29 protein-coding genes are annotated in these 25,743 nt (G+C 65.9%); 6 read left to right on the top strand and 23 right to left on the bottom strand.

Annotated features, from left to right (window positions below; translation table 11 throughout):
• Positions 1–102: 102 nt before the first annotated feature.
• The gene (locus QM789_RS03295; protein WP_420350532.1) at positions 103–2,400 is read left to right on the top strand and encodes a Tex family protein; all 2,298 of its coding nucleotides are present in this window, start codon (positions 103–105) and stop codon (positions 2,398–2,400) included.
• Positions 2,401–2,451: 51 nt separating this feature from the next.
• Positions 2,452–2,877 carry a type II 3-dehydroquinate dehydratase gene (gene aroQ, locus QM789_RS03290; protein WP_420350531.1) on the top strand — a complete coding sequence of 142 codons (426 nt, stop codon included), beginning with the start codon at positions 2,452–2,454 and terminating at the stop codon, positions 2,875–2,877.
• Here the strand turns inward: aroQ and QM789_RS03285 are convergent.
• The 14 genes from QM789_RS03285 to QM789_RS03220 all read right to left on the bottom strand — a co-directional run bounded on the left by QM789_RS03285 (position 2,874) and on the right by QM789_RS03220 (position 11,316).
• Positions 2,874–3,098 (bottom strand): hypothetical protein, encoded by a 225-nt coding sequence (locus QM789_RS03285; protein WP_420350530.1) that lies wholly within the window; start codon positions 3,096–3,098, stop codon positions 2,874–2,876. The genes aroQ and QM789_RS03285 overlap by 4 nt on opposite strands.
• Positions 3,099–3,214: 116 nt before the next feature.
• Complete coding sequence (locus tag QM789_RS03280; protein ID WP_420350529.1) at positions 3,215–4,021, bottom strand: division plane positioning ATPase MipZ; 807 nt, start codon at positions 4,019–4,021, stop codon at positions 3,215–3,217.
• 111 nt (positions 4,022–4,132) lie between these two features.
• Positions 4,133–4,474, bottom strand: a complete 342-nt coding sequence (locus QM789_RS03275; RefSeq protein WP_420350528.1) for a hypothetical protein — start codon at positions 4,472–4,474, stop codon at positions 4,133–4,135.
• On the bottom strand, positions 4,474–4,785 hold the full coding sequence (locus QM789_RS03270) for a hypothetical protein (RefSeq protein ID WP_420350527.1): 312 nt from the start codon (positions 4,783–4,785) through the stop codon (positions 4,474–4,476). The genes QM789_RS03275 and QM789_RS03270 overlap by 1 nt, the downstream gene beginning before the upstream one ends.
• 52 nt (positions 4,786–4,837) lie before the next feature.
• Complete coding sequence (locus QM789_RS03265) at positions 4,838–5,605, bottom strand: hypothetical protein (protein WP_420350526.1); 768 nt, start codon at positions 5,603–5,605, stop codon at positions 4,838–4,840.
• Positions 5,606–5,700: 95 nt separating this feature from the next.
• Complete coding sequence (gene rpmE / locus QM789_RS03260; RefSeq protein ID WP_420350525.1) at positions 5,701–5,922, bottom strand: 50S ribosomal protein L31; 222 nt, start codon at positions 5,920–5,922, stop codon at positions 5,701–5,703.
• Positions 5,923–5,933: 11 nt separating this feature from the next.
• Positions 5,934–6,305, bottom strand: coding sequence for a 50S ribosomal protein L19 (gene rplS / locus QM789_RS03255; protein ID WP_420350524.1), 372 nt, complete (start codon positions 6,303–6,305; stop codon positions 5,934–5,936).
• Between the two features lie 49 nt (positions 6,306–6,354).
• The gene (gene trmD / locus QM789_RS03250; protein WP_420350752.1) at positions 6,355–7,113 is read right to left on the bottom strand and encodes a tRNA (guanosine(37)-N1)-methyltransferase TrmD; all 759 of its coding nucleotides are present in this window, start codon (positions 7,111–7,113) and stop codon (positions 6,355–6,357) included.
• A gap of 158 nt (positions 7,114–7,271) precedes the next feature.
• Positions 7,272–7,781, bottom strand: coding sequence for a ribosome maturation factor RimM (rimM, locus tag QM789_RS03245; RefSeq protein ID WP_420350523.1), 510 nt, complete (start codon positions 7,779–7,781; stop codon positions 7,272–7,274).
• Between the two features lie 73 nt (positions 7,782–7,854).
• The gene (rpsP, locus tag QM789_RS03240; RefSeq protein ID WP_420350522.1) at positions 7,855–8,208 is read right to left on the bottom strand and encodes a 30S ribosomal protein S16; all 354 of its coding nucleotides are present in this window, start codon (positions 8,206–8,208) and stop codon (positions 7,855–7,857) included.
• A 40-nt stretch (positions 8,209–8,248) separates the two neighbouring features.
• Positions 8,249–8,545 carry a chorismate mutase gene (locus QM789_RS03235; protein WP_420350521.1) on the bottom strand — a complete coding sequence of 99 codons (297 nt, stop codon included), beginning with the start codon at positions 8,543–8,545 and terminating at the stop codon, positions 8,249–8,251.
• Complete coding sequence (locus QM789_RS03230; RefSeq protein WP_420350520.1) at positions 8,542–9,078, bottom strand: GNAT family N-acetyltransferase; 537 nt, start codon at positions 9,076–9,078, stop codon at positions 8,542–8,544. The genes QM789_RS03235 and QM789_RS03230 overlap by 4 nt, the downstream gene beginning before the upstream one ends.
• A complete protein-coding gene (gene ffh, locus QM789_RS03225) occupies positions 9,075–10,571 on the bottom strand; it encodes a signal recognition particle protein (RefSeq protein ID WP_420350519.1) in 1,497 nt (498 codons plus the stop codon). The genes QM789_RS03230 and ffh overlap by 4 nt, the downstream gene beginning before the upstream one ends.
• A 172-nt stretch (positions 10,572–10,743) precedes the next feature.
• Entirely contained in the window at positions 10,744–11,316 is a 573-nt protein-coding gene (locus tag QM789_RS03220) for an FMN-dependent NADH-azoreductase (protein WP_420350518.1), read from the bottom strand.
• A 99-nt stretch (positions 11,317–11,415) separates the two neighbouring features.
• On the opposite strand from QM789_RS03220, the gene QM789_RS03215 reads away from it, so the two are divergent.
• On the top strand, positions 11,416–12,306 hold the full coding sequence (locus QM789_RS03215) for a LysR family transcriptional regulator (RefSeq protein ID WP_420350517.1): 891 nt from the start codon (positions 11,416–11,418) through the stop codon (positions 12,304–12,306).
• Here QM789_RS03215 and QM789_RS03210 read toward each other — a convergent pair.
• From QM789_RS03210 to QM789_RS03195, 4 genes are read right to left on the bottom strand one after another with little or no spacing between them, the layout of a single operon-like run.
• A complete protein-coding gene (locus tag QM789_RS03210) occupies positions 12,303–13,502 on the bottom strand; it encodes an OpgC family protein (protein WP_420350516.1) in 1,200 nt (399 codons plus the stop codon). The two genes, QM789_RS03215 and QM789_RS03210, sit on opposite strands and share 4 nt — an antisense overlap.
• Positions 13,495–15,264, bottom strand: coding sequence for a glucans biosynthesis glucosyltransferase MdoH (gene mdoH / locus QM789_RS03205; RefSeq protein ID WP_420350515.1), 1,770 nt, complete (start codon positions 15,262–15,264; stop codon positions 13,495–13,497). Before mdoH ends, QM789_RS03210 begins: the two co-directional genes overlap by 8 nt.
• A gap of 4 nt (positions 15,265–15,268) precedes the next feature.
• On the bottom strand, positions 15,269–15,493 hold the full coding sequence (locus QM789_RS03200) for a hypothetical protein (RefSeq protein ID WP_420350514.1): 225 nt from the start codon (positions 15,491–15,493) through the stop codon (positions 15,269–15,271).
• Positions 15,490–17,079 (bottom strand): glucan biosynthesis protein, encoded by a 1,590-nt coding sequence (locus QM789_RS03195; RefSeq protein WP_420350513.1) that lies wholly within the window; start codon positions 17,077–17,079, stop codon positions 15,490–15,492. Before QM789_RS03195 ends, QM789_RS03200 begins: the two co-directional genes overlap by 4 nt.
• A 343-nt stretch (positions 17,080–17,422) precedes the next feature.
• Between QM789_RS03195 and QM789_RS03190 the strand changes: the two genes are divergently transcribed.
• The 3 genes from QM789_RS03190 to QM789_RS03180 all read left to right on the top strand — a co-directional run bounded on the left by QM789_RS03190 (position 17,423) and on the right by QM789_RS03180 (position 20,641).
• Positions 17,423–18,775, top strand: coding sequence for an aspartate aminotransferase family protein (locus QM789_RS03190; RefSeq protein WP_420350512.1), 1,353 nt, complete (start codon positions 17,423–17,425; stop codon positions 18,773–18,775).
• On the top strand, positions 18,772–20,157 hold the full coding sequence (locus QM789_RS03185; RefSeq protein ID WP_420350751.1) for a glutamine synthetase family protein: 1,386 nt from the start codon (positions 18,772–18,774) through the stop codon (positions 20,155–20,157). The genes QM789_RS03190 and QM789_RS03185 overlap by 4 nt, the downstream gene beginning before the upstream one ends.
• Before the next feature lie 310 nt (positions 20,158–20,467).
• A complete protein-coding gene (locus QM789_RS03180) occupies positions 20,468–20,641 on the top strand; it encodes a DUF1328 domain-containing protein (RefSeq protein WP_420350511.1) in 174 nt (57 codons plus the stop codon).
• A 20-nt stretch (positions 20,642–20,661) separates the two neighbouring features.
• Here the strand turns inward: QM789_RS03180 and QM789_RS03175 are convergent, their stop codons facing one another.
• From QM789_RS03175 to QM789_RS03155, 5 genes are all read right to left on the bottom strand, one after another.
• Positions 20,662–21,021, bottom strand: a complete 360-nt coding sequence (locus tag QM789_RS03175) for a hypothetical protein (RefSeq protein ID WP_420350510.1) — start codon at positions 21,019–21,021, stop codon at positions 20,662–20,664.
• A gap of 39 nt (positions 21,022–21,060) precedes the next feature.
• The gene (locus QM789_RS03170) at positions 21,061–21,831 is read right to left on the bottom strand and encodes an amino acid ABC transporter ATP-binding protein (RefSeq protein WP_420350509.1); all 771 of its coding nucleotides are present in this window, start codon (positions 21,829–21,831) and stop codon (positions 21,061–21,063) included.
• An 11-nt stretch (positions 21,832–21,842) separates the two neighbouring features.
• On the bottom strand, positions 21,843–23,150 hold the full coding sequence (locus QM789_RS03165; RefSeq protein WP_420350508.1) for an ABC transporter permease subunit: 1,308 nt from the start codon (positions 23,148–23,150) through the stop codon (positions 21,843–21,845).
• Position 23,151: 1 nt separating this feature from the next.
• On the bottom strand, positions 23,152–24,417 hold the full coding sequence (locus QM789_RS03160; RefSeq protein ID WP_420350507.1) for an amino acid ABC transporter permease: 1,266 nt from the start codon (positions 24,415–24,417) through the stop codon (positions 23,152–23,154).
• Between the two features lie 111 nt (positions 24,418–24,528).
• The gene (locus tag QM789_RS03155) at positions 24,529–25,545 is read right to left on the bottom strand and encodes an amino acid ABC transporter substrate-binding protein (protein WP_420350506.1); all 1,017 of its coding nucleotides are present in this window, start codon (positions 25,543–25,545) and stop codon (positions 24,529–24,531) included.
• Between the last annotated feature and the right edge of the window lie 198 nt (positions 25,546–25,743).

The following is a 25,743-nucleotide window of genomic DNA, read 5'->3' as shown; positions in this document are numbered from 1 at the left end:
AGCCTCCGTTTCGCGCCGATCAGGCGCGCGTGGGGGGCGCATGTCAAGACCTTGGCGGCGGGGCCGCAGGGCGGTAGAAAGGCGCCCCGATCAGGAGGAACCATGGATACCGCTCAACGCATCGCCCGCACCATCGCCGCCGAGATCGGCGCGCGCCCGGAACAGGTCACGGCGGCGGTGGGGCTGCTGGACGAAGGCGCGACGGTGCCCTTCGTTGCGCGCTACCGCAAGGAGGTGACGGGGGGGCTGGACGATACGCAGCTGCGCAAGCTCGATGAACGGCTGGTCTATCTGCGCGAGATGGAGGCCCGGCGCGCGGCGATTGCGGCGAGCGTCACCGATCAGGGCAAGATGACCGATGACCTCGCCCGCGCCATCGCCGGGGCTGCGACGAAGGCGGAGCTTGAGGACATCTATCTGCCCTACAAGCCGAAGCGCCGCACCAAGGCGATGATCGCGCGGGAAAACGGCCTCGCGCCGCTGGCGGAGGGGATTCTGGCCGACCGCCGGGCGGACCCGGAGGCGCTGGCCGGGGCCTATCTGACGGAAGCGGTCGCCACGGTGAAGGACGCGCTGAACGGCGCGCGGGAAATTCTGGCCGAGGGGCTGGTGGAGAATGCCGCGCTGCTGGGCGATCTGCGCGCCTTCCTGCACCGCGCGGCGAAGGTGACGGCGAAGGTCGTGGCCGGGCAGGAGGAGAAGGGGGCGAAATTCTCCGACTATTTCTCCCATTCCGAGGATTGGTCGACGATCCCCGGCCACCGCGCGCTGGCGCTTCTGCGCGCGTCGAACGAAGGGGTGGTGACGCTGGACATCGCGCCCGACGAGGCCGGGGCGGAGCGCGCCGTGGCGATGGTGGCGGCGGTCTTCGATGCCCGCACGCAGGGGCCGGGGGATGTCTGGCTGCGCGCGGTGGCGGGCTGGACCTGGCGGGTGAAGCTGTCGCTCTCGATGATGCTCGACCTGATGGGGGACATGCGGGCACGCGCGCAGGAGGAGGCGATCACCGTTTTTTCGCGCAACCTGAAGGATCTGCTGCTGGCCGCGCCCGCCGGGGCGAAGACGACGCTGGGCCTTGATCCCGGCATCCGGACCGGGGTGAAGGCGGCGGTGGTGGATGCCACGGGGAAGCTGCTGGCCACCGATACGCTCTATCCGTTCCAGCCGAAGAACGATCTGCGCGGGGCGCAGGCGGCGATCCTGCGGCTGATCGCGGCGCATGGGGTGGAGCTGATCGCCATCGGCAACGGCACCGCCTCGCGCGAGACGGAGCGACTGGTGGCCGAGGTGCTGAAGGCCCTGCCCCCGGGGGTGAAGGCGCCGGTGAAGGTGGTGGTGTCGGAGGCGGGGGCCTCGGTCTATTCGGCCTCGGAACTTGCGGCGCGGGAATTCCCGGAACTGGATGTCAGCTTGCGCGGCGCGGTGTCGATTGCGCGGCGGTTGCAGGATCCCTTGGCCGAACTCGTGAAGATCGAACCGAAATCCATCGGCGTCGGCCAGTATCAGCATGACGTGGATCAGTCGAAGCTCGGCCGCGCGCTCGAAGGCGTGGTCGAGGATGCGGTGAACGCGGTGGGGGTGGACCTGAACACGGCTTCGGCGCCGCTGCTCGCGCATGTCTCGGGCCTCGGGCCGGGGCTGGCCGAGGCGATCGTGGCGCATCGCGACGCGAACGGGGCGTTCCGCTCGCGCAAGCAGTTGCTGAAGGTCACCCGGCTGGGGCCGCGCGCGTTCGAACAATGCGCGGGCTTCCTGCGGATCCGCGAGGGGGACGAGCCGCTCGATGCCTCCTCGGTTCACCCCGAGGCCTATGACGTCGCGCGCCGGATCGTGAAGGCCTGCGGACGGGATATCCGGTCGCTGATGGGCGATGGCGCGGCGCTGAAACGGCTGAATCCGGCGGAGTTCGTGGATGAGCGTTTCGGCCTGCCGACGGTGCGCGACATTCTGGCGGAACTGGAAAAGCCGGGCCGCGACCCGCGCCCGTCCTTTGTCACCGCCGCCTTCGCGGATGGGATCGAGGATATCAAGGATCTGCGCGTGGGGATGCAGCTGGAGGGCACGGTGACCAATGTCGCGGCCTTCGGCGCCTTTGTGGATATTGGCGTGCATCAGGACGGGCTCGTCCATGTCAGCCAGTTGGCCGACCGCTTCGTCAAGGATCCGCATGAGGTGGTGAAGGCCGGCGATGTGGTGAAGGTCCGGGTGACCGAGGTCGACATTCCAAGGAAGCGGATCGGCCTGACCATGCGCAAGGACGGCGGCACCACCGCGCGCGAGGATCATGCCGCGCGCGGCCCGCAGAAGGGGCCGAAACCGAAGGGCCCGATGTCCGCCGGGCCGAAGACCGATACCGGCAGCTTCGGCGCCGCGCTTCTGGATGCGATGAAGCGGCGATAGGGCTTGGCAAGCGCCTCCGTCCGCCGCAGAAAGGGTGGAACGGAGGCGCCCATGACCATCTATATCCTGAACGGCCCGAACCTGAACCTGCTTGGCAAACGCCAGCCCGAGATCTACGGGCGCGAGACGCTTGAGGATGTCGAGCGGCTCTGTGCCGAAGCGGCGGGCGAAGTGCCGGTGAAGCTGCTCCAGACCAATTGGGAAGGGCAGATGATCGACTGGATTCACGAGGCGCGCGACCGGGCCCGGGGTATTGTCATCAACCCGGCGGCCTGGACGCATACCTCGGTCGCGGTGCTGGATGCGCTGAACGCCTATGAGGGGCCGGTGATCGAGGTGCATATCTCGAACGTCCACAAGCGCGAGGCGTTCCGGCACCACTCCTATGTCAGCCTGCGGGCGGACGGGGTGATCGCCGGGCTGGGCATCGAGGGGTATGCGCTGGCGGTGCGGCGGGTGCTGACGCTGCTGGGTTAACCATCGTCGTGCTCCGGCAGGCAGGCTTCCGGGCGCGGCAGGCGATCCGCGATCCGGGTCTCGATCTGCGCGGTGAGCATGGGCAGCCCGCTGCCCGATCCCGCCAGCCGCGCGCCCGCGCCGCCGGGGGAGTGAAACCCGAACATCTCGTCCTCGATCATTACCCAGTCGATCGTGCCATCCTCGTAGCGGATCAGCCGGACGAGGAATGCAAATGCCATGGGGTCCATCAATATGCCTCTGGAAACGGAATGTGTAATGAAAAAAGGCCGGGGCCTATGCCCCGACCTGTGCAGCCTAACAGGAAAACGGCTGCGGTTCCACCGTGAGGCGGCGGTCAGAAGTTGACCTCGACCCCGGGCAGCCTCAGTTCCTTCAGCAGTTCACGCAGCTCCTGCCGGGCGGCGATGTTGGACATGTTCAGGTTCTCGATCCCGATGTCCTTCAGGTCCAGGAGCGTCAGCCCGCGCGGGAACAGTTCGCGGAAGATCACGCGTTCCGAAAAGCCCGGCGCGACGCGGAAGCCGATCCGGCGGGAGAGTTCTTCGAGCGCCGAGCCCACCTTGCGCTTGTTGTGCATCTGCTGCGCGCCCATCCGGTTGCGCAGCACGATCCAGTCGATCGGCTTCAGCCCGGCGCGCGCGCGCAGCTGCCGCGCCGACCAGACCATTTCCGAATAGATCGAGGGCCCGATGACCTTCATCGTCTGCGGGTCGATCCGCGCGAGCAGGTCGAAGTCGATGAAGCTGTCGTTCAGCGGTGTCACCAGCGTATCGGCCAGCGAATGGGCGACCTGGCTCGCGCGGGTGTGCGAACCGGGGCAGTCGATGACGATGAAGTCGTTGTCCGACAGCGTGCCCACCAGCCGGGAGATGCGGAAATCCATCGGATTTTCGCCCTCGGGCACCGCTTCGGGGGCGACCTCGGGCAGGTTGCGGTAGTCGGGCACCGGCAGGCTCAGGCCCTCGCGCTCGTTCGTGGCGCGGCGGTTCTCGACATACCGGCCAAAGCTGCGCTGCCGCAGGTCGAGGTCGAGCCCGCCGACCCGGAACCCCATGCGCACCAGCGCGGTTGCGACATGCATGCAGGTGGTCGATTTGCCCGACCCACCCTTTTCGTTGCCGAAAACGATGATATGCGCCAATTGGCATCCCCCGGATTTGACGCGCCTGGCAGGGCGCGGAGCAGTCCCTGACGGGCTAGCCAAGGATGCGCGCGGGCGCAAGGGGGGACGGATTCCGGTGTTGCAGAAATGTCAACGCGCTTTCGGCTTGCCTTGTGTCAGGCCTTTTATCGTAGTGATGCCGAGTATCTCTTCAATCTGACTTTTCGTGTTTTTCTGTCCGCGGTAATCGCTGGGGGTTTTCATTACAGTGATTGTTTGGAGGCCTTGGCATCCACTTTTCGCCTCAAATTTCAGGTGCGTGTTTTGGGCCGTCAGTCGATAGCCATACCGTTCCAGAAAGCGCTGGACGTCGGCGGCAAACCGACTTCCTCCCTTTACCGCACGTTCAAGTTCCTTGCGCAATTCTGCGAATGCGAGGGATTTCAGGCTGTTTCTCCAGAAATGTCGAGGGGACATGCCGCGTGCGCACATCAAGGCTCTCGATTCTTCAGTGCCTCCGACGCGGCAACGCGAAACCGATCGTAGAATTCGCCGTTGTAGATTTCAGGGCCAATCGCGGCCGTCAGCTCGGACAGTCCATTTTCCTTTGCTCCGATGTCATCAAGCCGCGGCTCGGTGTCGAGCTTGGCTTCCAGATCGCGGATGCGTTCCTTGAGGTTGTCGATTTCTTCCTCATACAGGGCTTCGCGCTCTTTCGCGGTCAGGGATCGCGCATCGAGTTCCCGCTGTCTCCGCAGCGCTTGTTCCTGAAGCTCGGTCCAGTCCCAGCCGGGCGCAGGCATTTGTGCGCGGAGGTTTCGCGCGACAGAGCTGATGACATCTTTGAACTGCGTTTCACTTTGGATTCTGTGATTTGAAATAGCGTCGATGTGTGAATCCTCGCTTCGGCAGGGCGATGCCGATGCCTCCACCGTAAACGTTCTCGCCATCAATCCTGTCTCGCAGGTCGAATGAAAATCCCCTGTTCGGTTCGATGACCACATGTGCAATACCGCCAAGCTCATAGGCCAACGTTTTCATGCTGTTTTCAGAAAATGCGTGCCGACTGTTGTCACATGACGATATGTATATAATAGGCAGTGTTTCACTCGCATCGCCCTTTACGATCGCTGCTGCCAGCGCAAGCCCATCGTCATCTGCTTCCAGACGATGTGGTGCATTGGAAACCTCAAGAACGCCATCCGTGCCACCCCAACCGGCATTGAGGAGGGCTTTGACAAGATAGGGCTTCTTCGCCGTAGGAAGTGGCTTCCCGTCCGGTGCTGCGATGCACTGTGCCCGGACCCTCAGAAGGTCTTCTCCTCCTGCAACCGCCTTGCGCCGCAGAACGGCCTCCGTGCGCCACTCAAAACCGCTCTGATCCCGAACATCGTGCCGAAAGCCGACAGCCTGCCAGTCATCCCCTTCGGTCAATACCCGAATGCGGAGGGCCTCACCCGATGCGGTCGTCAAATGAGCATACTCGCCGGACAATTCCTGATCGGTCGCTTCAGAAAGGACGGTGCTGTAGGTCGTGCCGCGCAGCCATGCGATCACTTCCGCGACAAAAGCACCGTATGCAGCGCGGGGTTTTACAGGGAACTCAGTTGAGATCGGAGTCATACGTTCATTTTCTGATGGATTTCACGAAACGTCAATGTTCCCGACAATGCAAAAAGGCGCGCCGGGGGCGCGCCTTTTGGAAGTGTTGGCCGGGATCAGAAGCCCAAGCCGGCGTATTTGTTCTTGAACTTCGATACGCGGCCACCGGTGTCCATCAGGCGCGCGTTGCCGCCGGTCCAGGCCGGGTGCGAGGTGGGGTCGATGTCGAGCGACATCACGTCGCCTTCCTTGCCCCAGGTCGATTTGGTCTGATACTCGGTGCCGTCGGTCATCTTGACGGTGATGAAGTGGTAGTCGGGATGCAGGTCGGCTTTCATCGGTCCACTCCTCAGGCCTTGGCTTTATAGGTGGTGTCTTCGGCAATACGGGCCGATTTGCCGCGGCGGGTGCGCAGGTAATACAGCTTCGCACGACGGACGCGACCGCGACGGACCACTTCGATCGAGTCGATATTGGTCGAATACAGCGGGAAGACGCGCTCGACGCCTTCGCCGAAGGAAATCTTGCGGACGGTGAACGAGGCCGCGAGGGTCGAACCGCCCTTGCGCGAGATGCAGACGCCTTCATACATCTGCACGCGGGTGCGGGTGCCTTCGGTCACCTTGTAGCCGACTTTCACGGTATCGCCGGCCTTGAAGTCCGGGATGGTCTTGCCGAGAGCGGCGATCTGTTCCGCCTCAAGTTGTGCGATCAGGTTCATCGCTGGTCCTTTCCTGGCTCGTGGTGGTTCCACGATGGTGTGCGCGCCCTCAGAGCTCTCGGTCTTCATCCGGGTCCCTGTTGTGCGCCGCACACCAAGCCCGCCAGAGATCAGGTCGTCGTTCCTTCGTCAGCCTTTCGGCTTCGGCCCGTTTCCACGCTTCTATCTTCGCATGATGCCCGGACTGAAGCACTTCCGGGATCGCGCGACCTTGCCAAAGCGCGGGGCGGGTGTATTGCGGGTGCTCAAGCAAACCGTCGGAAAAGGATTCCTCCTCCGTCGACGCCTGATTCCCCAGCACGCGCGGTATAAGGCGAACGGTCGCGTCGATCAAGACCTGCGCGGCAATCTCGCCGCCGGTCAGGACGAAATCGCCGATCGACACTTCTTCGATACCGTATTCCTGCAAGACGCGCTCGTCCACCCCCTCGAACCGGCCGCACAGGATGGTCATGCCCCGGGCCTGGCTGAAGCGGTGCGCCATCGCCTGGGTCAGCGGGCGGCCGCGTGGCGACATGTAGATCACCGGCCAGTCGGCGCGGTCTTCGGGCATCCCCGCCGCGCTCAGCGCCGCGGCCACCACATCGGCGCGCAGCACCATCCCGGCGCCGCCGCCCGCGGGGGTGTCGTCCACATTGCGGTGCCGACCGATGCCGAAGGTCCGCAGGTCGATGGTGTCGAGCGCCCAGAGCCCTTCCTCCAGCGCCTTGCCGGTCAGGCTCAGCCCCAGGACGCCGGGGAAGGCTTCGGGGAAGAGGGTGACGATCTTCGCGGTCCAGCCCGCCGTTTTCTGCGGGGCCTCTTCCATCAGGTCGCGGGGCCGCGCGGCGCCCGCGAGCGAAGTGACCACATGCCGGTGGCCGAGCGCCCGGCTCGGCGCGGTGTCGGGCGCATCCCCGGTGAAACCGGCGGTCGAGAATTTCTGCGCGCCCTTGTATTGCGCGATCGGTTTCGGCAGGTCGTCGCTCATTCCGTTTCCTCCGGCGGGTCGGCGACGATCCGGCGTGCCTTCAGGTCCACCGTCGGCACCACGGCGCGGGTGAAGGGCAGGAGCAGCGTCGTCCGGCGGCCGGGGACGAAAATTTCGAGAATGTCCGAGGCGCCGAAATTCTGGATCGCCCGGACCTTGCCGAGCGGCGCCCCGCCGGTGTCGAAAACCTCCATCCCGATCAGGTCGGCATGGTAGAACTCATCGTCGGGGAGCGAGGGCAGGCGGGTCCGGTCGGCCCAGAGCGTCACGCCCCGCAGCGCATCGCCGTCTTCTTTCGTCGCTACGCCCGAAAGCCGCGCGCCGAGGCCGCCGGTGACCGGGCGGGTCAGCGTCACGGTGAAACTGCGCGCGCCGTCCTCGGTCCAGAGCGGGCCGTAGGCGGCGATATCCTCGGGCGTCGAGCAGAAGCTTTTCAGCCGCACCTCGCCCTTCACGCCGAAGGCCCCGGCGATGGCACCGACGCAGACACGATCTTCTTTCGCCATGGGGGTCTCCTTGCGCAACAGGCCGGGCATCGCTGCCCGGCCCGATATTGGCCCAGATCGGACCGGAGCGGAATTATTCTTCCGCCGGAGCCGCAGCCTTCGCGGCCTTTTCTTCGGCGCGCTTCTTCGCCTTGTCGCCCGGTTCGCCCTTCTTCAGGTTGGCGCGCTCGGTCTTCGTGGTCACGCCGGCGGCTTCGAGGAAGCGGGCCACGCGGTCGGTCGGCTGCGCGCCCTGGCCGAGCCAGTATTGCACGCGCTCCATGTCCATCTTCACGCGGTCTTCGGAATCCTTGGCCAGCAGCGGGTTGTAGGTGCCCAGCTTTTCGAGGAAGCGGCCGTCGCGCGGCATGCGCGAATCGGACGCGACGATCGCGTAATGGGGACGCTTCTTGGAGCCGCCGCGGGCGAGCCGGATCTTCATAGCCATGGTGTATCTCCTGTGATGGCTGGTTTCGGGCCGTGGCCCGTCATTTCTGGAAGGTTTCGTGGTTCCGGATCACTTCCGAAATCACGAAGTTCAGGAATTTCCTGGCGAATTCCGGATCGAGATCCGCTTCCTTCGCCAGTTTTTCAAGCCGCTCGATCTGGATCGCCTCGCGGGCGGGATCGGCGGGGGGCAGGTGGTGTTCGGCCTTCAGGCGCCCGACCGACTGCGTATGTTTGAAGCGTTCGGCCAGCGTGAACACAAGGATCGCGTCCAGCCGGTCGATCGAATCGCGGTGTTCGCGGAGCAGTTCCGCGGCGCGGGCAATAACATCGCTCATGCGGCCTCTCCCTTCAGCTGCGCGGCGGAGGGGTGCCGCCAGACGTTCATCATGCCGTGGCGTTCGTGCTGAAACGTGCCTTCCAGCGTGGCGCCCAGCCGCTGTGCCACCGCCGCCGATTGCGTGTTGGCAAGGCGCGTCAGGCTGATGATCGTTTTCATCCCCAGCGTGTCATAGGCATAGGCGCGGGCGGCACGGCCCGCTTCGGTGGCATAACCCCGGCCCTCGTATCCGTTGAACAGATCCCAGCCGACTTCCGGCTCCGGCCAGCCCTCGGGGTTGAAGATGCCGACCATGCCGACGATCTCCTCGCTCGCCTTTTCGATCAGCGTCCAGCGGCCGTAGCCGCGCAGCGCCCAATGGCCGATTTCCATCGCCAGCGACCGCCACGCCTGTTCATGCGAGCAGGGGCCGCCGACATGGCGCGACCGGTCGGACTCGTAGAACTCATAGAGCGCGGGCAGGTCGTCGGCGCAGGGCGCGCGCATCACCATCCGCTCGGTCTCGATCACGGGGATGTCGAGGCGGATCATTTCTTCCGCCCCATCAGGCCCGACAGCCCGCCAAGGCCACCCATCCCGGGCAGGCCCGGCAGGCCCTTCATCTGGCCGAGCGCCTTCGCCGCCTCTTCCATCTTCGCCGGGTCCATCTCGCCCGCGCCGGGCAGGCCGCCGCCCTTGCCCTGCATCGCGGCCATCGCCTGTTTCAGCATGCCGCCCTTGCCCATCTTGCCGAGCTTCTTCATCGTGTCGGCCATCTGCCGGTGCATCTTCAGCAGCCGGTTCAGTTCGGCCACCTCCAGCCCCGCGCCCGCGGCGATCCGCTTCTTGCGGCTGGCCTGCAACAGTTCGGGGTTGGCGCGTTCCTTCTTCGTCATCGAATTGATCAGCGCGATCTGGCGGCGGATCGCGATGTCGCTGAAGCCCGCATCCTCGGCGGCCTTGGCCATCTTGCCCATGCCCGGCATCATCTGCATCACGCCCTGCATGCCGCCCATCTTGAGCATCTGGTCGAGCTGGCTCTTCATGTCGTTCATGTTGAAGAGGCCCTTCTGGAACCGCTTCATCATGCGCTCGGCCTGCTCCTGCTCGAAGACCTCCTGCGCCTTTTCGACCAGCGCGACGATATCGCCCATGCCGAGGATCCGGCCCGCGATCCGGCCCGCCTCGAAGGTCTCCAGCGCGTCCATCTTCTCGCCAAGGCCGACGAAGCGGATCGGCTTGCCGGTGGTCGCGCGCATCGACAGCGCCGCGCCGCCGCGCCCGTCGCCGTCCATCCGCGTCAGCACGACGCCGGTGATGCCGACCTTATCCTCGAATTCCTGCGCGACCTCGACCGCGACCTGCCCGGTAAGGCCGTCGACGACCAGCAGGGTTTCGCGCGGGTTGACCGCATCGCGGACCTGCGCCACCTCGTCCATCAGCACCTGGTCGATATGCAGACGCCCCGCAGTGTCGAGCAGATAGACGTCATAGCCGCCCAGCATCGCCGCCTGTTTCGCCCGCTTCGCGATCTGCACCGCGCTTTCGCCCGGCACGATCGGCAGGGTATCGACGCCGATCTGTGTGCCGAGGATCTGCAACTGCTCCATCGCCGCCGGGCGGTAGATGTCGAGCGAGGCCATCAGCACGCGCTTCTTGTCGCGCTCTTTCAGGCGGCGGGCGAGCTTTGCCGTGGTGGTGGTCTTGCCGCCGCCCTGAAGCCCGACCATCAGGATCGGCGCGGGCGGGTTGTCGATCTTGAGCGCATCGGCGGGGCCGTCGCCCGCCAGCATGGCGACCAGCTCGTCATGGACGATCTTCACCACCTGCTGCCCCGGCGTGACCGATTTCGTCACCGCAGCGCCGGTGGCCTTCGCCTCGACCTTCTTCACGAAGTCGCGCACCACGGGCAGCGACACGTCGGCCTCAAGCAGCGCGGTCCGGACCTCGCGCAGCGCGGTGCGCACGTCGTCGGCCGAAAGCGCGCCCTGTTTCGTGAGACGCTCGAACACGCCGCCAAGGCGCTCGGAGAGATTCTCGAACATGGTCACCTCCATGTGGCCATCGGGCCAGGACAAACGACAAGCGCACCAGTGGGCGCGACGCGCTGACTGGTGGCGATCCCTGCGGACTGCGGGGACCGGAGGAACGGACCTCCGGGGAATCTGGGGTTGGGTAAACGAAAAGCCCCCCGGAGTCAACCGGAGGGCCGGGGGATCAGGCGGCGAGCGCCGCGATCTGTTCATCGGCGCGGGCGAAGGCGGCGGCTTCGTCGAGGTTCACGCCCTGCGCCGCGACGATTTCGACCCGGGTGATGCCGATGAAGCCCAGCACCTGCTTCAGATAGGGGGTGGCGAAGTCATAGGCCGAACCCATCGGCACGCCGCCCGAGGCATAGGCGGCGATCACGCGCTTGTCCCCGGCCAGGCCGACCGGGCCGGTTTCGGTGTATTTGAAGGTCTCGCCGACACGGCAAACCATGTCGATCCAGTGTTTCAGCGGGCCGGTGACGCCGAAATTGTAGACGCCGCAGCCGATCACGACGGTATCGACGGCCTTCAGTTCGGCGATCAGGTCGTCCGACAGCGCCAGCAGCGCCTTTTGGTCGGCGGTGCGGGTCTCGGCCGGGGTATAGGCCGCGCCGATCCAGGCGCCGTCGATCGCGGGAAGCGCGGTGCAGTCGCGCACGGTGACATCGCCGCCGAGTTTCGCGGTGATCTTTTCCGCCAGTTTCAGCGAAACCGACTGGGTGCCTTTGATCGAGGTATCAAGGCGAAGGATCTTGGTCATGGGAGGGCTCCGGAATTTGTAACTCCGGCAAGATTTCTGTGCTTGCCTTGCCGAACGCAACCGGCATCATTGCGCAGATTATGTTTGCGGGCGCACAGGATGCAATTCGACAATTGGGACGAGATCCGGACCGCCTTTCAGGTGGCCAAGGTCGGCACGGTTTCAGGCGCCGCCGAGGTGCTGGGCGTTCACCACGCGACGGTGATCCGGCATGTCGATGCGCTGGAGGAGCGGATGGGCACGAAGCTGTTCCAGCGCCACCCGCGCGGCTATACGCCGACGGAGGCCGGGATGCAGCTTCTGGCGGTGGGGCAGGCGACGGAGGACCAGTTCGCGCAACTCGCCGCACGGATTTCCGGCTCCGGGGAAGAGATTTCCGGCGAGCTGATCATCACCGCGCCGCCCACGATCGGTTCGCTGCTGGCACCGGCCTTCACCATGCTGCTGGAAGACCATCCGGGGCTGCGGCTGCATTTTCTGACCGATCTGCGGGTGTTCCGGCTGGAATATGGCGAAGCCCATGTCGCGATCCGCGCCGGGACGAAGCCGACTGAACCCGACAATGTGGTGCAGTCGCTCGGCCACAGCCGGGTGGGGCTTTATGCCTCGCAGGGATATATCGACCGTCATGGCCTGCCCTCGGGGATCGAAGACCTGCCGCGGCACCGCTTCATCGGCAGCGAGTCGCGCGAAACCCGGGCGCGGTTCTACCGCTGGCTGGCGGAGACCGTGCCCGAAGAGTCGGTGGTCTATTCGACGAATTCGCTTGAGGGCGTGGCGGTGGCGGTGCGCGCGGGTGTCGGCATCGGCTTCATGCCGGTGGTCGAGGGGCGGCACCGCGGCGATCTGGTCGAAGTGATGGATCCGCTGCCGGACTGGGAGGCGCCGCTCTGGCTGGTGACCCATGTCGATCTGCACCGCACGCCAAAGGTTCAGGCGGCGCTGAAGGCGATCAAGTCCGCCGTTCTGGGGCAGGGCGAAGGGGTTTAGCGCAGTGCCGCCTGCGGCGCGGGCGCAAGGGTGGGCAGGGTGATGCTCCGCCCGCGTGGCGGCTGACCACCCGAGCGGGCATTCCAGTCCAGCGCCCGGGCAAGGGCCCAGAGCAGGACCACGCCGCCCAGAACCAGCACCGTATCCTGTAGCAGCCCCGCCGGATGCACGTCCTTCACCGTCTGCGCCAGAATCGCCAGAACCGTTCCCGCCGCGAAAACGGGCAGGCTGTGGCGGCCGATCAGCCGGATCGGTTCGAGCACGCGCGCCGCCGCGATCCGGGGCACCAGCCCCGGCATCGACAGCACATAGGCAAGCACAAGGAAATGCGCGAGCCGCGGCAGCGAGACATAGGTCTTGTCGAACCCGGCGAGGAGGGGCGGCACGCCCGCCTCGACCAGCCGCGCGAGGCTCTGGTTCATCAGCGCCATCACATCCGGCACCTTGACCCAGACAAGGCAGAACAGCAGCCAGGCCACCGCGCCCCAGAACAGCCAGCCGCGCACCGGCACGAACCGCTGCCCCGAGCGCAGGCCCAGCCCGGTCAGGATGCCGAGCGAGAAGATCAGTTGCCAGGCGAAGGGGTTGAAGAACCAGCCCCCCGGCTGCGGATAGTTCGGCAGGTCGAGCTTCAACTCACCGGTCACGACCCAGAACAGGATGCTGCCGCCCAGAAGCATCTTCGGGCTGCGCTGCCCGAGCCGGACGAGGAACGGCGCCATCAGCATCAGCACCGCATACATCGGCAGGATGTTCACATAGCCGAACTGATGGCCCAGCGTGGCGACGCCCAGCGTCACCTCGACCGGTTGATGCCACATCATGATGAAGGAGTTGTTCTTCAGTACCTCATCCGCGCCGAACCACAGCACCGCCCCGGCGACGATCGCCATTGCCCAGACCGTGGTCAGCAGATGCGCGAGGTAGAGCGTCCAGGCCCGGCCCCAGGATTTCAGCACCGCCCCGGGCGCGAGGCCATCGGCCAGACGCGGCCCATAGGCCAGCGCGACGGCACAGCCCGACATGAAGACGAAGCCCTCCGCCGCGTCGGACAGGCCGAAATTGCGCGAGGTGAAGTTTTCATAGATCGTGCCCGGAACGTGGTTGATGTAGATCATCACCAGGCTGAGGCCCCGGAACAGGTCGAGCCGCGGATCGCGCGCGCCACGCGGAAGGCCGGTCGTCGTATCAGCCATCGGTGTTGCCTCCCACACCCGCCTCGGCGGTCCAGCGTTCCAGAATCGCGTCATGTACCTGCATCACCGGCGCGGGCGTATATTCCGTGGGCACGCCCATGATCCGGCCATGCGACGGCAGCGAGGTCCAGCGCAAGAGCGCCGGGCCGAGAACCATCGGCACGCCCACGGGCAGCAGCCACAGCAGCAGCCCCGGCGCGAAGGCCCAGGTCGCCGCAAGGCCACTGGCGCCGATCAGCACGATCCACCACGAGGCGACAAAGGCCTCGCGCCAGCCAAGGGTGCCGTCGCCACGGTTGTTGGTGGGCCAGCCGCCGTCGCGCCCCTGCAACACCTGCAACACCGAGCGTGTCGAATACATCAACAGCACCGGCGCGGTGAGCGAGGACAGCACCAGCTCCGCCAGCGTCGACAGAAAGGCCAGCCCCGTCCCCCCGAAGCCCCGTGCCCGGCCCGAAAGCGCGGCCCGCGCGGCGATCAGGATCTTCGGCAGCAGCAGCAGGACGAAGATGCCGATGAACAGGCCGATCGCTTTCGATGCCTCCGACGGCGGGAAATAGGGGAAGGGCCAGCCGGGTTCCGGGAAGTAATCCGGCGGCGGCGCGGTCAGCGGCGCCGCGATCGAGGCGAGGATGAAGCCCAGCCAGAACAGCGGCGCGATATAGGCCATGATGCCCTGCGCGAAGACGAAGCGCGACCAGGGCCGCAACCCGGGGGCACCGATGATCCGCGTATGTTGCAGGTTGCCCTGACACCAGCGGCGGTCACGTTTCGCGTGATCGACGATGTTCTCGGGGCCTTCCTCGAAGCTGCCCTCAAGGTCGTCGTCCAGCCGCACGATCCAGCCCGCGCGGGCAAGCAGCGCCGCCTCGACGTAATCGTGGCTCATGACATGGCCGCCGAACGGGGGCTTGCCGCGCAGGGGCGGCAAGCCGCAGGATTCGGCAAAGGCGCGGACGCGGACGATGGCGTTGTGGCCCCAGAACGGCCCGGTCTCGCCCTGCATCATCGCCAGGCCCCGCGCAAAGACGGGGGAGAAGAAGGCCGCCGAGAACTGCATCGCGCGGCCAAAGCGCGACCGCGCCCGGATCACCTTCGGCAGGGTCTGCAACAGGCCCAGACGCGGCTCCGCCTCCATCCGGCGGATCATTTGCAGGATCGTCTCGCCTTCCATCAGGCTGTCGGCATCCAGAATCACCGCGAAATCATAGGCACCGCCGGAGCGGGTGACGAAATCCTCGATATTCCCGGCCTTCTTGCCGGTGTTGTTCTCGCGTCGACGATAGAAGAACCGGCCCATCCCGTCGCGGTCCATCACCAGATGCTTGAACAGCACCAGTTCGCGCCGCGCGATGGTTTCGTTGCGGGTGTCGGACAGGATCGCGAAATGGATCTCGGCGGGGTCGCCGGTGGCGCGCAGCGAAGCCTCCATCGCCGCGACGCGGGAAAAGGTCTCAAGCGGATCCTCGTTGTAGACCGGCATCAGGATGCAGGTCCGGCCCCGGATCGGTGCCTTCGGGTCATAGGCGGGCGGGCGCGCGGCCGAGGTCAGCCCGATCAGCGCCTGCACCGCCCCCCAGGCGAGCCACAGCGTCGAGATCAGGATCAGGAGTGCCCGGATCACATCCAGCGTGTCCAGCCCGTCGGCATCGCCGAATTGCAGGAACAGCACGAAGGCACCCAGCCCTGCCGCGAGGCTCAGGGCCATTGCCAGAAGGCGCAGCACGATCAGCCCTGCGCGCGATATGGACCGGGGGGGCATGGCCCTAGATGCCGACGCTGGCAGAGGCGGAAGGCGCCGCCGTGCGATGCGCCCGCTCGATCACCTGCTGCGGCATGGCGAGCGGCGCATCGGGCAGCGCGCAGGGCCCCGCGACCAGATCGGCCGGGGACATCGCCGCGGGATCGGCGGGCTTCTTCGCGCGCGGCTTGCGGCCCGCGGCGGCCCGCTGAGCGGGCTTCGGCGCGACGGTGGGGATGTCTGCGGTCATGCGTTGATCCATTGAAAGAGCCAGGTTTCGGTCAGCTTCTGATCGAAACCGGCGACATGGGCCGATAGTTCCACGACATTGCCTTGCGGTTTCACGTCAAGCACCACCCGCCAGACGCTGCTTTCGGGGACATATTGCAGGGTCTTGCCGACGATCTCGCCCTGTGCGGCGGTGGCGACGATCTGCAACTGATCCACCCGCGCGGCGGGGAAGCGCGCCAGCGTACCCCCCGCGAAGTCGATGACGAATTTGCGCGATCCATCGGTATTCGGAAGGCCCGACACCCCGCCCTGCCCGGCGCGGGAGGCGAGGACATAGGCGCGGTTCGCCATCGGATCGGGCGACAGGTCGCCGAAGCGCAGCCGATAGCTGAATTCCATCGTCTGGCCCGCCTTCGCCGCCGCATCCGGCACCCAGAAGGCGACGATATTGTCGTTCACCTCGGATTCGGAGGGGATTTCGACCAGACGCACCATGCCCTTGCCCCAGTCGCCGATCGGCTCGACGATACAGGAGGGGCGGCGTTCGTAGATCGCGGCGGCGTCCTGATAATGGTCGAAATCGCGGTCGCGCTGGAACAGGCCGAAGGAGCGGGGGTTCTCCTCGACGAAATAGCTCGACGCCAGAGATTTGGGGTTGGACAGCGGCCGCCACAGCCGCTCCCCATCGTCGCGCATGATCGCGAGGCCGTCGCTGTCATGCACCTTCGGGCGGAAGTCGTCGAACCTGTTACGGTTGCGGTCGCCATACAGGAACATCGAGGTCAGCGGCGCGATGCCCAGCTGCTGGATGTCCGAGCGGAAGAACAGCCGCGCGGTGACGTCGATCAATGTCTCCTCGCCCGGGGTGATGACGAACTGATAGGCGCCGGTCAGCGAGGCACTGTCGAGCGCGGCCCAGACCGAGATCGTGTTCGAGCCATCGACCGGCTTCTGAATCCAGAACCGGGTGAAGCGGGGGAATTCCTCGGCCACCGGCAGACCGGTGTTCACCGCCAGCCCGCGCGCCGACAGCCCGTAGGCCGAGCCGCGCCCGAGCGCCCGGAAGTAGGACGCGCCCTGAAAGGCCACCAGTTCGTCGAACAGGTCGGGGCGGTTGATCGGGTTGTGCAGCCGGAACCCGGCCACGCCGGGCAGGGCGACATGTTCGGGCACACGCTCGCGCGCCTCGCGCTCATAGATGAAATCGTCGGTGTCGAAGCCCATCAGCCAGGCCTGGCCGTTCGAGACTTCGTAAAGCAGCACCGGCTCCTTGAACAGCCAGCCCATGTGGAAGGCATGCAGCCGGAACCGCGACCCCGGCGCATCGCCAAAGCGCGCGCGGTCCGGGTTGAAGCGGATCAGCCGGTAATCGTCGTAGTTCAGCTGTGTCAGGAAGCTGTCGGGCAGTTGCGCGCCCTGCATCGGCTTGGTCGCCGCAGCACGCATCTCATTCGTCAGCGTGTCGAAGCTGAAGGGCAGTTGCGGCGGGGCTGCGGGCTCCGCGGCGGGTTCCGGTGCCGCGGCATCCTGCGCGCGGGCATATCCGCCCAGGCAGGCAAAGGCCGCCCCCGTCGAAAGCGTGCCCAGAAGGCGGCGGCGGGTCATGGAGGACTGGCGTGCAGCGCTGTGGGGGAGCATCTATTTTCCAAGCGTTCTCAGATAGTTCTTGGGGCCGCCAAAAGGCAGCCCGTTCCCCGATGCTTACGCATAGTGCCCATGAACTTGCAAGAGAGCTTCGTGTCACAAGATATTCAAACCTGTTCATGCGGCATGGTTGCAGCGCATTGTTGCCGCATCAGCGGCGGAAACCGGCGCGATCTTGCGGAAACCCGCCGGTTGCCGGGCCGTCCGCGCATGGCTGCCGCAGCCGCCGCGCCGGGTGAGTCGCGGGCCGTGGACTTGCCGACCCCGGCGCGATATTGGACCTGAACCACCGAGGGGAGGGGGCATGTCGGGCGACAGGATCGGCGGCATCGGGGCCGGGCGGATCGCGGCTTTCGCCGCGCGCGAGGCGGCGGCGTTCGCCCGGACGCATCCGCGCGCGCGGGTGGTGTCGGAGGACTGGCTCGACGGCGTGCCGATGCACTGGATGCGCGACTGGCCGCAGCCCTTCCCGATCGTCGTGGCCCGGGCGAAGGGCGCCGTGATCACGGATGTCGACGGCCATGCGATCGACGATTTCTGCCTGGGCGATACCGGTTCGATGTTCGGCCATTCGCCCGCTCCGGTCGCCCGCGCGCTCCGGGCACAGGCCGGGCGCGGGCTGACCTATATGCTGCCGTCCGAGGCCGCGCATCGGGCCGGGGCGCTGCTGACGCAGGTCTTCGGACGGATGAAATGGCAGCTTGCCACCACCGCCACCGATGCCAACCGCTTTGCCCTGCGGGTCGCGCGGGCGGTGACGGGGCGGCCGAAGGTTCTGGTCTTCGACGGCTGCTATCACGGCACGGTCGATGACACGATGGTCTGCCTGCGCGATGGCCGGACGGTGGCGCGGCCCGGGCTGGTCGGTCAGGTCGCGGATCTGTCGCAACTGGCGGTGGCGGTTCCGTTCAACGATCTGGATGCGGTCGCGGCGGCGCTTGCCACCGGCGAGGTCGCGGCGATCCTGACCGAGCCGGTGATGACCAACTGCTGCATGGTCCTGCCCGATCCGGGGTTTCATCAGGGCCTGCGGGATCTGGCCAGCCGCCATGGCGCGCTGCTGATCCTCGACGAGACGCATACGATTTCATCGGGCCTTGGCGGCTATGGCCGGGTGCATGGGCTGCGGCCCGATATGCTGGTCGCCGGCAAATGCGTGGCGGGGGGTGTGCCCGCCGCCGTCTGGGGGCTGTCGCCCGAGGTCGCGGCCCGTTTCGCCGCGCGGGAGGCCGTGCCGGGCCATAGCGGCATGGGCACCACGCTTTCCGCCAATCCGATGCAGTTCGCCGCGCTGGCGGCCACGCTGTCCGAGGTGATGACGCCCGGCAATTACGCCCGGATGGAGGCGGGCGCCGCGCGGCTTGCCGCCGGCCTGACGAAAGCCATCGCTCGCCATGGCCTGCCCTGGCATGTGGTGCGCGTGGGCGCGCGGGTGGAATTCATCTGCGCCCCCGGCCCCTTGCGCAACGGCGCCGAGGCCGCCCGCGCCCATGCCCCCGCGCTGGAGGCCGCGGTGCATGTCGGGCTTCTGAACCGGGGCTGTCTGATCGCGCCCTTCCACAACATGATGCTGATTTCGCCCGCCACCACGCGGCGGCAGATCGACCGGCTGGTCGCTGCCTTCGACGCGGTTCTGGGCCATTTGACCGAGACCTGACCATGACGCATTCCCCTTCCGGTTCCGCCGTTCAGGAGGCCGAGGATTTCCTCGCCGCCCATCCCGAGATCGAGGCCTTCGACATCGTGCTGCATGATGCGAACGGCATCGGCCGGGGCAAGATCATCCGACGCCACGAGTTGATCGGGCTGTACAAGGGCGGGCGCCACCTGCCGATTTCCATCCTGGGCCTCGATATCGTCGGCGAGGATGTGCATGAAACCGGGCTGATCTGGGATCAGGGCGACGGCGACCTGCGCGCCTGGCCGATTCCCGGCACGCTGAAGCCGCTGCATGGCACCAACCCGCCGCGGGGCGAGCTGCTGATGAGCATGTATCATCTGGACGGCGCCGAGATGACCTCGGACCCGCGCCATGCGCTGCACCGGCAGGTGGCGGCGATGGCGGCGGAGGGGCTCTATCCGGCGGGCGCGTTCGAGCTGGAATTCTTCCTGCTGGATCCGGACCGGTCGCAGGGCGTGCGGCCCGCTGCGGCGGTTCTGGACGGGCGGCGGTCGGACTGGACCGAGGTCTATTCGGTCGATCATCTGCACGGGATGGAGCCGCTGTTTTCCGACATCTACCGCGCGGCGGCGCAGATGGACATCCAGGCCGAGACGGTGATTTCCGAATATGCGCCCGGGCAATACGAACTGACCCTGCATTACCGCACCGATGTGATGCAGGCGGCGGACGATCTGGTCCGGCTGAAGCGGATCGTGCGGATGCAGGCGCGCCGGCATGGGGTGGTGGCCTGTTTCATGGCGAAGCCGGTCGAGAAATACGCGGGCTCCGGCATGCATTTCCACGTCAGCCTGTGCGACGGCGCGGGCCGCAATGTCTTTGCCGAGGCGGTCGAGGGCCAGTGGACCGACACCATCCGCCACGCGATCGGCGGGCTGCGGCAGACGATGGGCGAGTCGATGCTGGTCTTTGCGCCGCATGCCAATTCCTGGCGCCGCTTCGCGAACCAGAGCTATGCCCCGGTCTCGCCCAGTTGGGGGGTGAACAACCGCTCCGTCGCGCTGCGGATCCCGGCGGGGGAGGTGCGCGCCCGGCGGATCGAGCATCGCCCGGCGGGGGTGGATGCCAATCCCTATCTGGTGGGCGCGGTGATCCTGGCCGGGATCCGCCACGGGCTGGCGGGCCGCATCGACCCGGGCCCCGAAACCACGGGCAACGGCTACGAAGGCGCGCCCGACCTGCCGATCCCCGGCGACTGGCGCGAGGCGATCCGCGCGGCGCAGGACTCGGAATTCCTGAAATCGGCGTTGGGCGCGGACATGCACCGCACCTTCACCGCGATCAAGGCGGCGGAGTATCAGCGCGTTGCCCGCTGGATTGCGGATGTGGATTACGAACTGTACCTGCACAACGTCTGACGCCGGGGGCGGGGCGGTCGCGACGGGATGGCGGAGGCAGGCGTGCGGCGGCGGGCAGGGGAATACAGTGCCCGTGTCGAAGTTCGGCGGCCTTGGTGTTCCGGAGTTGCGGGCGTGGGGTCTCGCGCTTTGGCAGCTTGGGGAGGCCCCGGGGATGCCTCCGCCGCCCCGGTGTGGGGGGCGAAGCGTTCGAACATGTTGTCAGATTGCGATACGTTTCGTCGCCCCGATACGCGGGGAACTCCGCCGCCGCCCGCGCGTTCTCTTCCCGTAACTGCTCAATGACCGGGCCAGAATGGAGGAGACAATCATGCTTGGATGGGCACTGACCTTTCTCGTCATCGCGCTGATCGCGGCGGCACTGGGCTTTGGCGGCATCGCCGGGGCTTCGGCCGGGATCGCGAAGATCCTGTTCCTGATCTTTATCATCCTGTTCGTGGTCGCCATGGTGGCCCGCGCCGTGCGGGGCAAGCCGCCGGTGTGAGACTCCGGGGCGGGTCGAAGCTATTTCACGCTTCCGAGCGCGCGATCCGCCTCCGCGCCATTCAGCATCAGGGTCGTTTCCTCGACACGGGCGAAACGCCCCGCGACGTCGAGTTCGGCGAACAGGTAGACCTCCTGCACCACCGTGGCGCCATCGCGCTTGGCCACGCGCACGATATGACGATCAGCGCGTGCCGTCCAGAGCCTCGATTTCGGCGGAGGCGACCACCTCGCGCAGCGCCCGCGCAAACCGTGCCGATCCTCCCAGCCCCCATTCGTCCGCTGCCGGTAGGGCGGGCTGAAATGCCGGTCCAGAACCGTGTCCAGCGGGACGTCCTGATGGTTCAGCAGGTCGTCCAGTGCCGTGTGGATATCGGTCATCATCGCCCCCTGTCTGACGTCATGTGGGGTGCGGGGTTTTCAATGGCCGAGGATCTGGCTGAGGAACTGTTTCGTGCGCTCGCTTTGCGGGTTGTGGAAGAAGTCGTGCGGGTTGTTCTGCTCGACGATCTGGCCATCCGCCATAAAGATCACCCGGTTCGCCACGGCCTGCGCGAAGCCCATTTCGTGCGTGACGCAGAGCATCGTCATACCCTCTTCGGCCAACTGGATCATCGTGTCCAGAACCTCCTTGATCATCTCGGGATCAAGCGCCGAGGTCGGCTCGTCGAACAGCATGATCCGCGGCCGCATGCACAGGCTGCGCGCGATCGCCACCCGCTGCTGCTGCCCGCCCGACAACTGCCCGGGATATTTGCGCGCCTGATCCGGGATCTTCACCTTTTCGAGGAAATACATCGCCGTTTCCTCGGCTTCCTTCTTCGGCACCTTGCGCACCCAGATCGGCGCCAGCGTGCAGTTTTCCAGGATCGTCAGATGCGGGAACAGGTTGAAATGCTGGAACACCATGCCGACCTCGGAGCGCACCTTGTCGATGTTCTTCAGGTCCGAGGTCAGTTCCGTGCCGTCGACGATGATCTTGCCCGACTGATGTTCCTCCAGCCGGTTGATGCAGCGGATCATCGTCGATTTCCCGGACCCCGAGGGCCCCGCGATCACGATCCGCTCGCCGCGCCGCACCGTCAGGTCGATGTCGCGCAGCACATGAAACTGGCCATACCACTTGTTCATCCGGATAAGCTGGATCGCGACCTCATCGGAGACCTGCATGTTCGGGGCGGGTTGGGACATGGATGGGCTCCTTAGTGATGATCGCGCTTGAGCTTGCGTTCGAGATACATCGAATAGCGGCTCATGCTGAAGTTGAAGATGAAGAAGATTGCGCCGACGAAGACGAAGGGCTCCCAGTAGATGCCCTTCCATTCAAAAACGGCGCGGATCGTGTCGGGGATCGACTTCAGCGGCTCGAACAGACCGACGAAGGTGACCAGCGTCGTGTCCTTGAACATGCCGATGAAGGTGGAGACGATGCCGGGGATCGAGATTTTCAGCGCCTGCGGCAGGATGATCAGCCGCTGCGCCTTCCAGTAGTCGAGGCCAAGGGCATCCGCCGCCTCATACTGCCCGCGCGGCAGCGCCGCGAGCCCGCCGCGGATCACCTCGGCGATATAGGCGGCGGAGAACAGCGTGACGAGGATCATCACCCGCAGGATGATGTCGAAATTCGTCCCCGGCGGCAGGAAGTAGTTCAGCAGGAGCGAGGCCACGAACAGCAGCGTGATCAGCGGCACACCCCGGATGAATTCGATGAAGCCGACCGAGAAGGCCTTGACCAGCAGCATGTCCGACTGCCGCCCAAGTGCGAGGATGATGCCGAGCGGCAGCGACATCGCGATTCCGCCTGCGCCGATGACGATGGCGAGGAGAAAACCGCCGAACTGCCGCGAGGGCACCGGTTCGAGCGCAATCGGCAGGACAGAGGCCAGCATCCGGTCCACCGGCCCGGTCAGGAACAGCCAGAACAGCACCGGCACCAGAACCGCGCCGATCACCGCAAGGATCGAGCTTTTCGCCAGGATCAGCCGGAACGCCAGCGCGCCGAGGCCGAAGCCCACCGCGATCATCGCCACCGGCCAGACCGAGCCGCCCCAGAGCAGCCAGATCGCGATCAGCGGATAGGCCGCGGTGAGCCACAGCATCCGGCGCGGCAGCGCGGTGAACAGCACCGGCGCGATCGCGACGAACAGGCCGAGGAATACCAGCACCGGGCGCCAATAAAGCTCAGGCGGGTAGAAGCCGAACAGGAACTGGTTCCAGCGCGCCCGGATCACCGCCCAGCAGGCGCCGCTGGCCCCTTCGCCCCAGCGTTCCGCGATGATCTGCCGGCATTGCGCGAGCGAGTCCGCCTTCCAGACGCCATGCAGGAACCAGGGGGCGAAATGGCTCAGAGCCAGGTAGACGATCAGCAGCCCGATCACCGTCAGCACGGCATTGCCCCAGGAGGAGAACAGGTTTTCCCGCACCCATTTCACCGCGCCCGCATCGCGGGCAGGGGGCGGTTCGGGCGGGATCATCGTCTTGCGCACGAAGGAGGCGGTCTCAGGGATCATCTCAACGCTCCTTCAGCCGGACTTTTTTGTTGTAAAGGTTCATCACGCCCGAAATCACCAGCGAGATCGCCAGATAGATCAGCATCATCAGCAGGATACATTCGAGTTCGCGCCCGGTCTGGTTCAGCGTGATGCCGCCCAGCGTGCCGCGCAGATCCATGTAGCCCACGGCGATGGCGAGGGAGGAGTTCTTCGTCAGGTTCAGGAATTGCGAGATCAGCGGCGGCACGATCACCCGCAGCGCCTGCGGCAGCACGACAAGCCGCATCGTCACCCCCGGGCGCAGGCCGAGGGCAAAGGCCGCCTCGGTCTGGCCCTTGGAGACCGCCATGATCCCGGCGCGGACGATTTCGGCAATGAAGGCGCCGGTATAGAGCGACAGCCCCGCCCAGAGCGCGATGAAGGCGTTCGAGACATTGGTCCCGCCGGTGAAGTTGAAGCCCTTCAGTTCCGGCTCATGGATCCGGAAGCCGAGCGCCAGCAGCACCACCACCAGCGGCCCGAGCAGGATCAGCGCGCTGCCCCACCAGGTCGCCGGGCGCTTGCCGGTCTGTTCCTGGATCCGGTCGGCGCGGGCGCGGAACCGGCGGTTCGCCCAGACCGAGCCCGCCAGCACCACCAGAACTGCCACCCAGTTCAGCGAAACCGGCGCCAGCGGCGTATCGAGCACCCCGAGCGAGCGGGAGAAATCGGCCCCCGGAATCGCGGTGTAGCGGTTGGTGAAGGCCACCGAATCGAACAGCACCATCGAGGCATTCGCGGTCCCGGTGGCGGGGTTCACCTTGTAGGCATTGGGCGCGGGCGTCATTTCGGTCAGCAGGGCGATCGCGACCAGAATCCACAGCAGCACCGGGATGTTGCGGAACACCTCGACATAAACCGTCATCAGCCGCGACACGAGCCAGTTCGGCGACAGCCGCATCACCCCCACGAAAACGCCGATCAAAGTGGCCGTCGCGCAGCCAAGGATCGAGACCCAGAGCGTGTTCAGCAGCCCGACCAGCATCGCCCGGGCATGGGTGCTGTCGTTGGTATAGGGGACCAGATATTGCGCGATGTCATATCCGGCGCGGTTGCCCAGGAAGCCGAAGTTGAAATCCTTGCCCAGCACGTTGAGGTTGCGGATCGTGTTGTCGACAAGCCACGCTGCCCCCGCCATCACCAGAAGCAGCACCACCACCTGGATCGTCAGCGACCGGTAGCGGGTATCGTAGATAAGCTGACTGAGCCGGAATCCCTGTTCCGGCGCATCGGGTGCGCTGGTCATTCTGTTTCCCCTGTTCCTGTCCGGCGTCCGGGTTCAGGCCCGGTTATCGCGTGTCATCTCTGGACAGGTCATATCGTTGGAGGGGGCGCCTGCGGCGGCGCCCCGGATGGATCAGCGGAACGGCGGTGCGTAGAGCAGCCCGCCCTGGGTCCATTGGGCGTTCAGCCCGCGCGCCAGCCCGATCGGGGTCGATTTGCCGATAGTGGCGGCGAAGATCTCGCCGTAGTTGCCGCCGGCCTTGATCGCCTTGATCGCCCAGTCGTTGTCGAGGCCGGTCATCTTGCCCAACTCGCCCTCGACGCCCAGCAGGCGGTTGATTTCCGGGTTTTCCACGCCCTTGGCCATCTCATCGACATTGGCCGCGGTGACGCCGTATTCCTCCGCCGCGACCAGCGCATAGAAGGTCCAGCCGACGATATCCTTCCACTGGCTGTCGCCATGGCGCACGGCCGGCCCGAGCGGTTCCTTGGAGATGATTTCCGGCAGGATGATATGGTCCTGCGGATCGGCGAAGGCCGCGCGGGTCGAGGCGAGGCCCGAGGCATCCGTGGTATAGGCGTCGCAGGCCCCGGCGATGTACTGCTGTTCGCCCTCTGCGTTCGAGTCGATCGCGATCGGCTGGTAGCTCATGCCGTTCGCCTTGAAGTAGTCGGCGAGGTTGAGTTCCGTCGTGGTGCCGGTCTGGATGCAGATCGAGGCGCCGTCGAGCTGTTTCGCCGAGGTGATGCCCGATCCCTTGTGGACCATGAAACCCTGACCGTCGTAATAGTTGATCGCCGGGAAATCCATCTTCAGGTCGGTATCGCGCGAGAAGGTCCAGGTGGTGTTGCGCACCAGCAGATCCACCTCGCCCGAGGCCAGCGCGGTGAAGCGGGTCTGGCCGGTGGTGGGGACGTATTTCACCTTTGCCGGATCGCCGAGGACGGCGGCCGCGACCGCCTTGCACAGCGCCACGTCGAAGCCCGACCAGTTGCCGTTCGCATCCGGCGCGGCAAAGCCGACGAGGCCGGTGTTCACGCCACAGTTCAGCACGCCGCGGGCCTTAACGTCGTCCAGCGTCCCGGCGGATGCGAAACCGGCGCCGAGACCGGCCGCCACCAGCGTGCCGAAGAATACCGATGTCTTCATTTCTACCTCTTCCTGAGTTTCCGCCCGAAGGCAGCCGTGGTGCCCCTGTCGGGGTCTGGATGTTGTTGGGTCTGGTGTTCCCAATATCCTGAGTTTGGGCAAATCCTTACGGTCAGGTCAAGGCTGACGTGCCGGAAAATCCGCCCGCATTGCCCTCTGGATAGGCATCCGGGCGATCCCGGCGTAAAATTTGATCGC

Origin of the sequence: Paenirhodobacter sp. (genome assembly GCF_047600745.1) — a bacterium.
In the GTDB taxonomy this organism is placed as follows: Bacteria; Pseudomonadota; Alphaproteobacteria; order Rhodobacterales; family Rhodobacteraceae; genus Rhodobacter.
The sequence above is the reverse complement of the archived record's forward strand: the minus strand, read 5'-3'. Positions and strand labels throughout refer to the sequence as shown.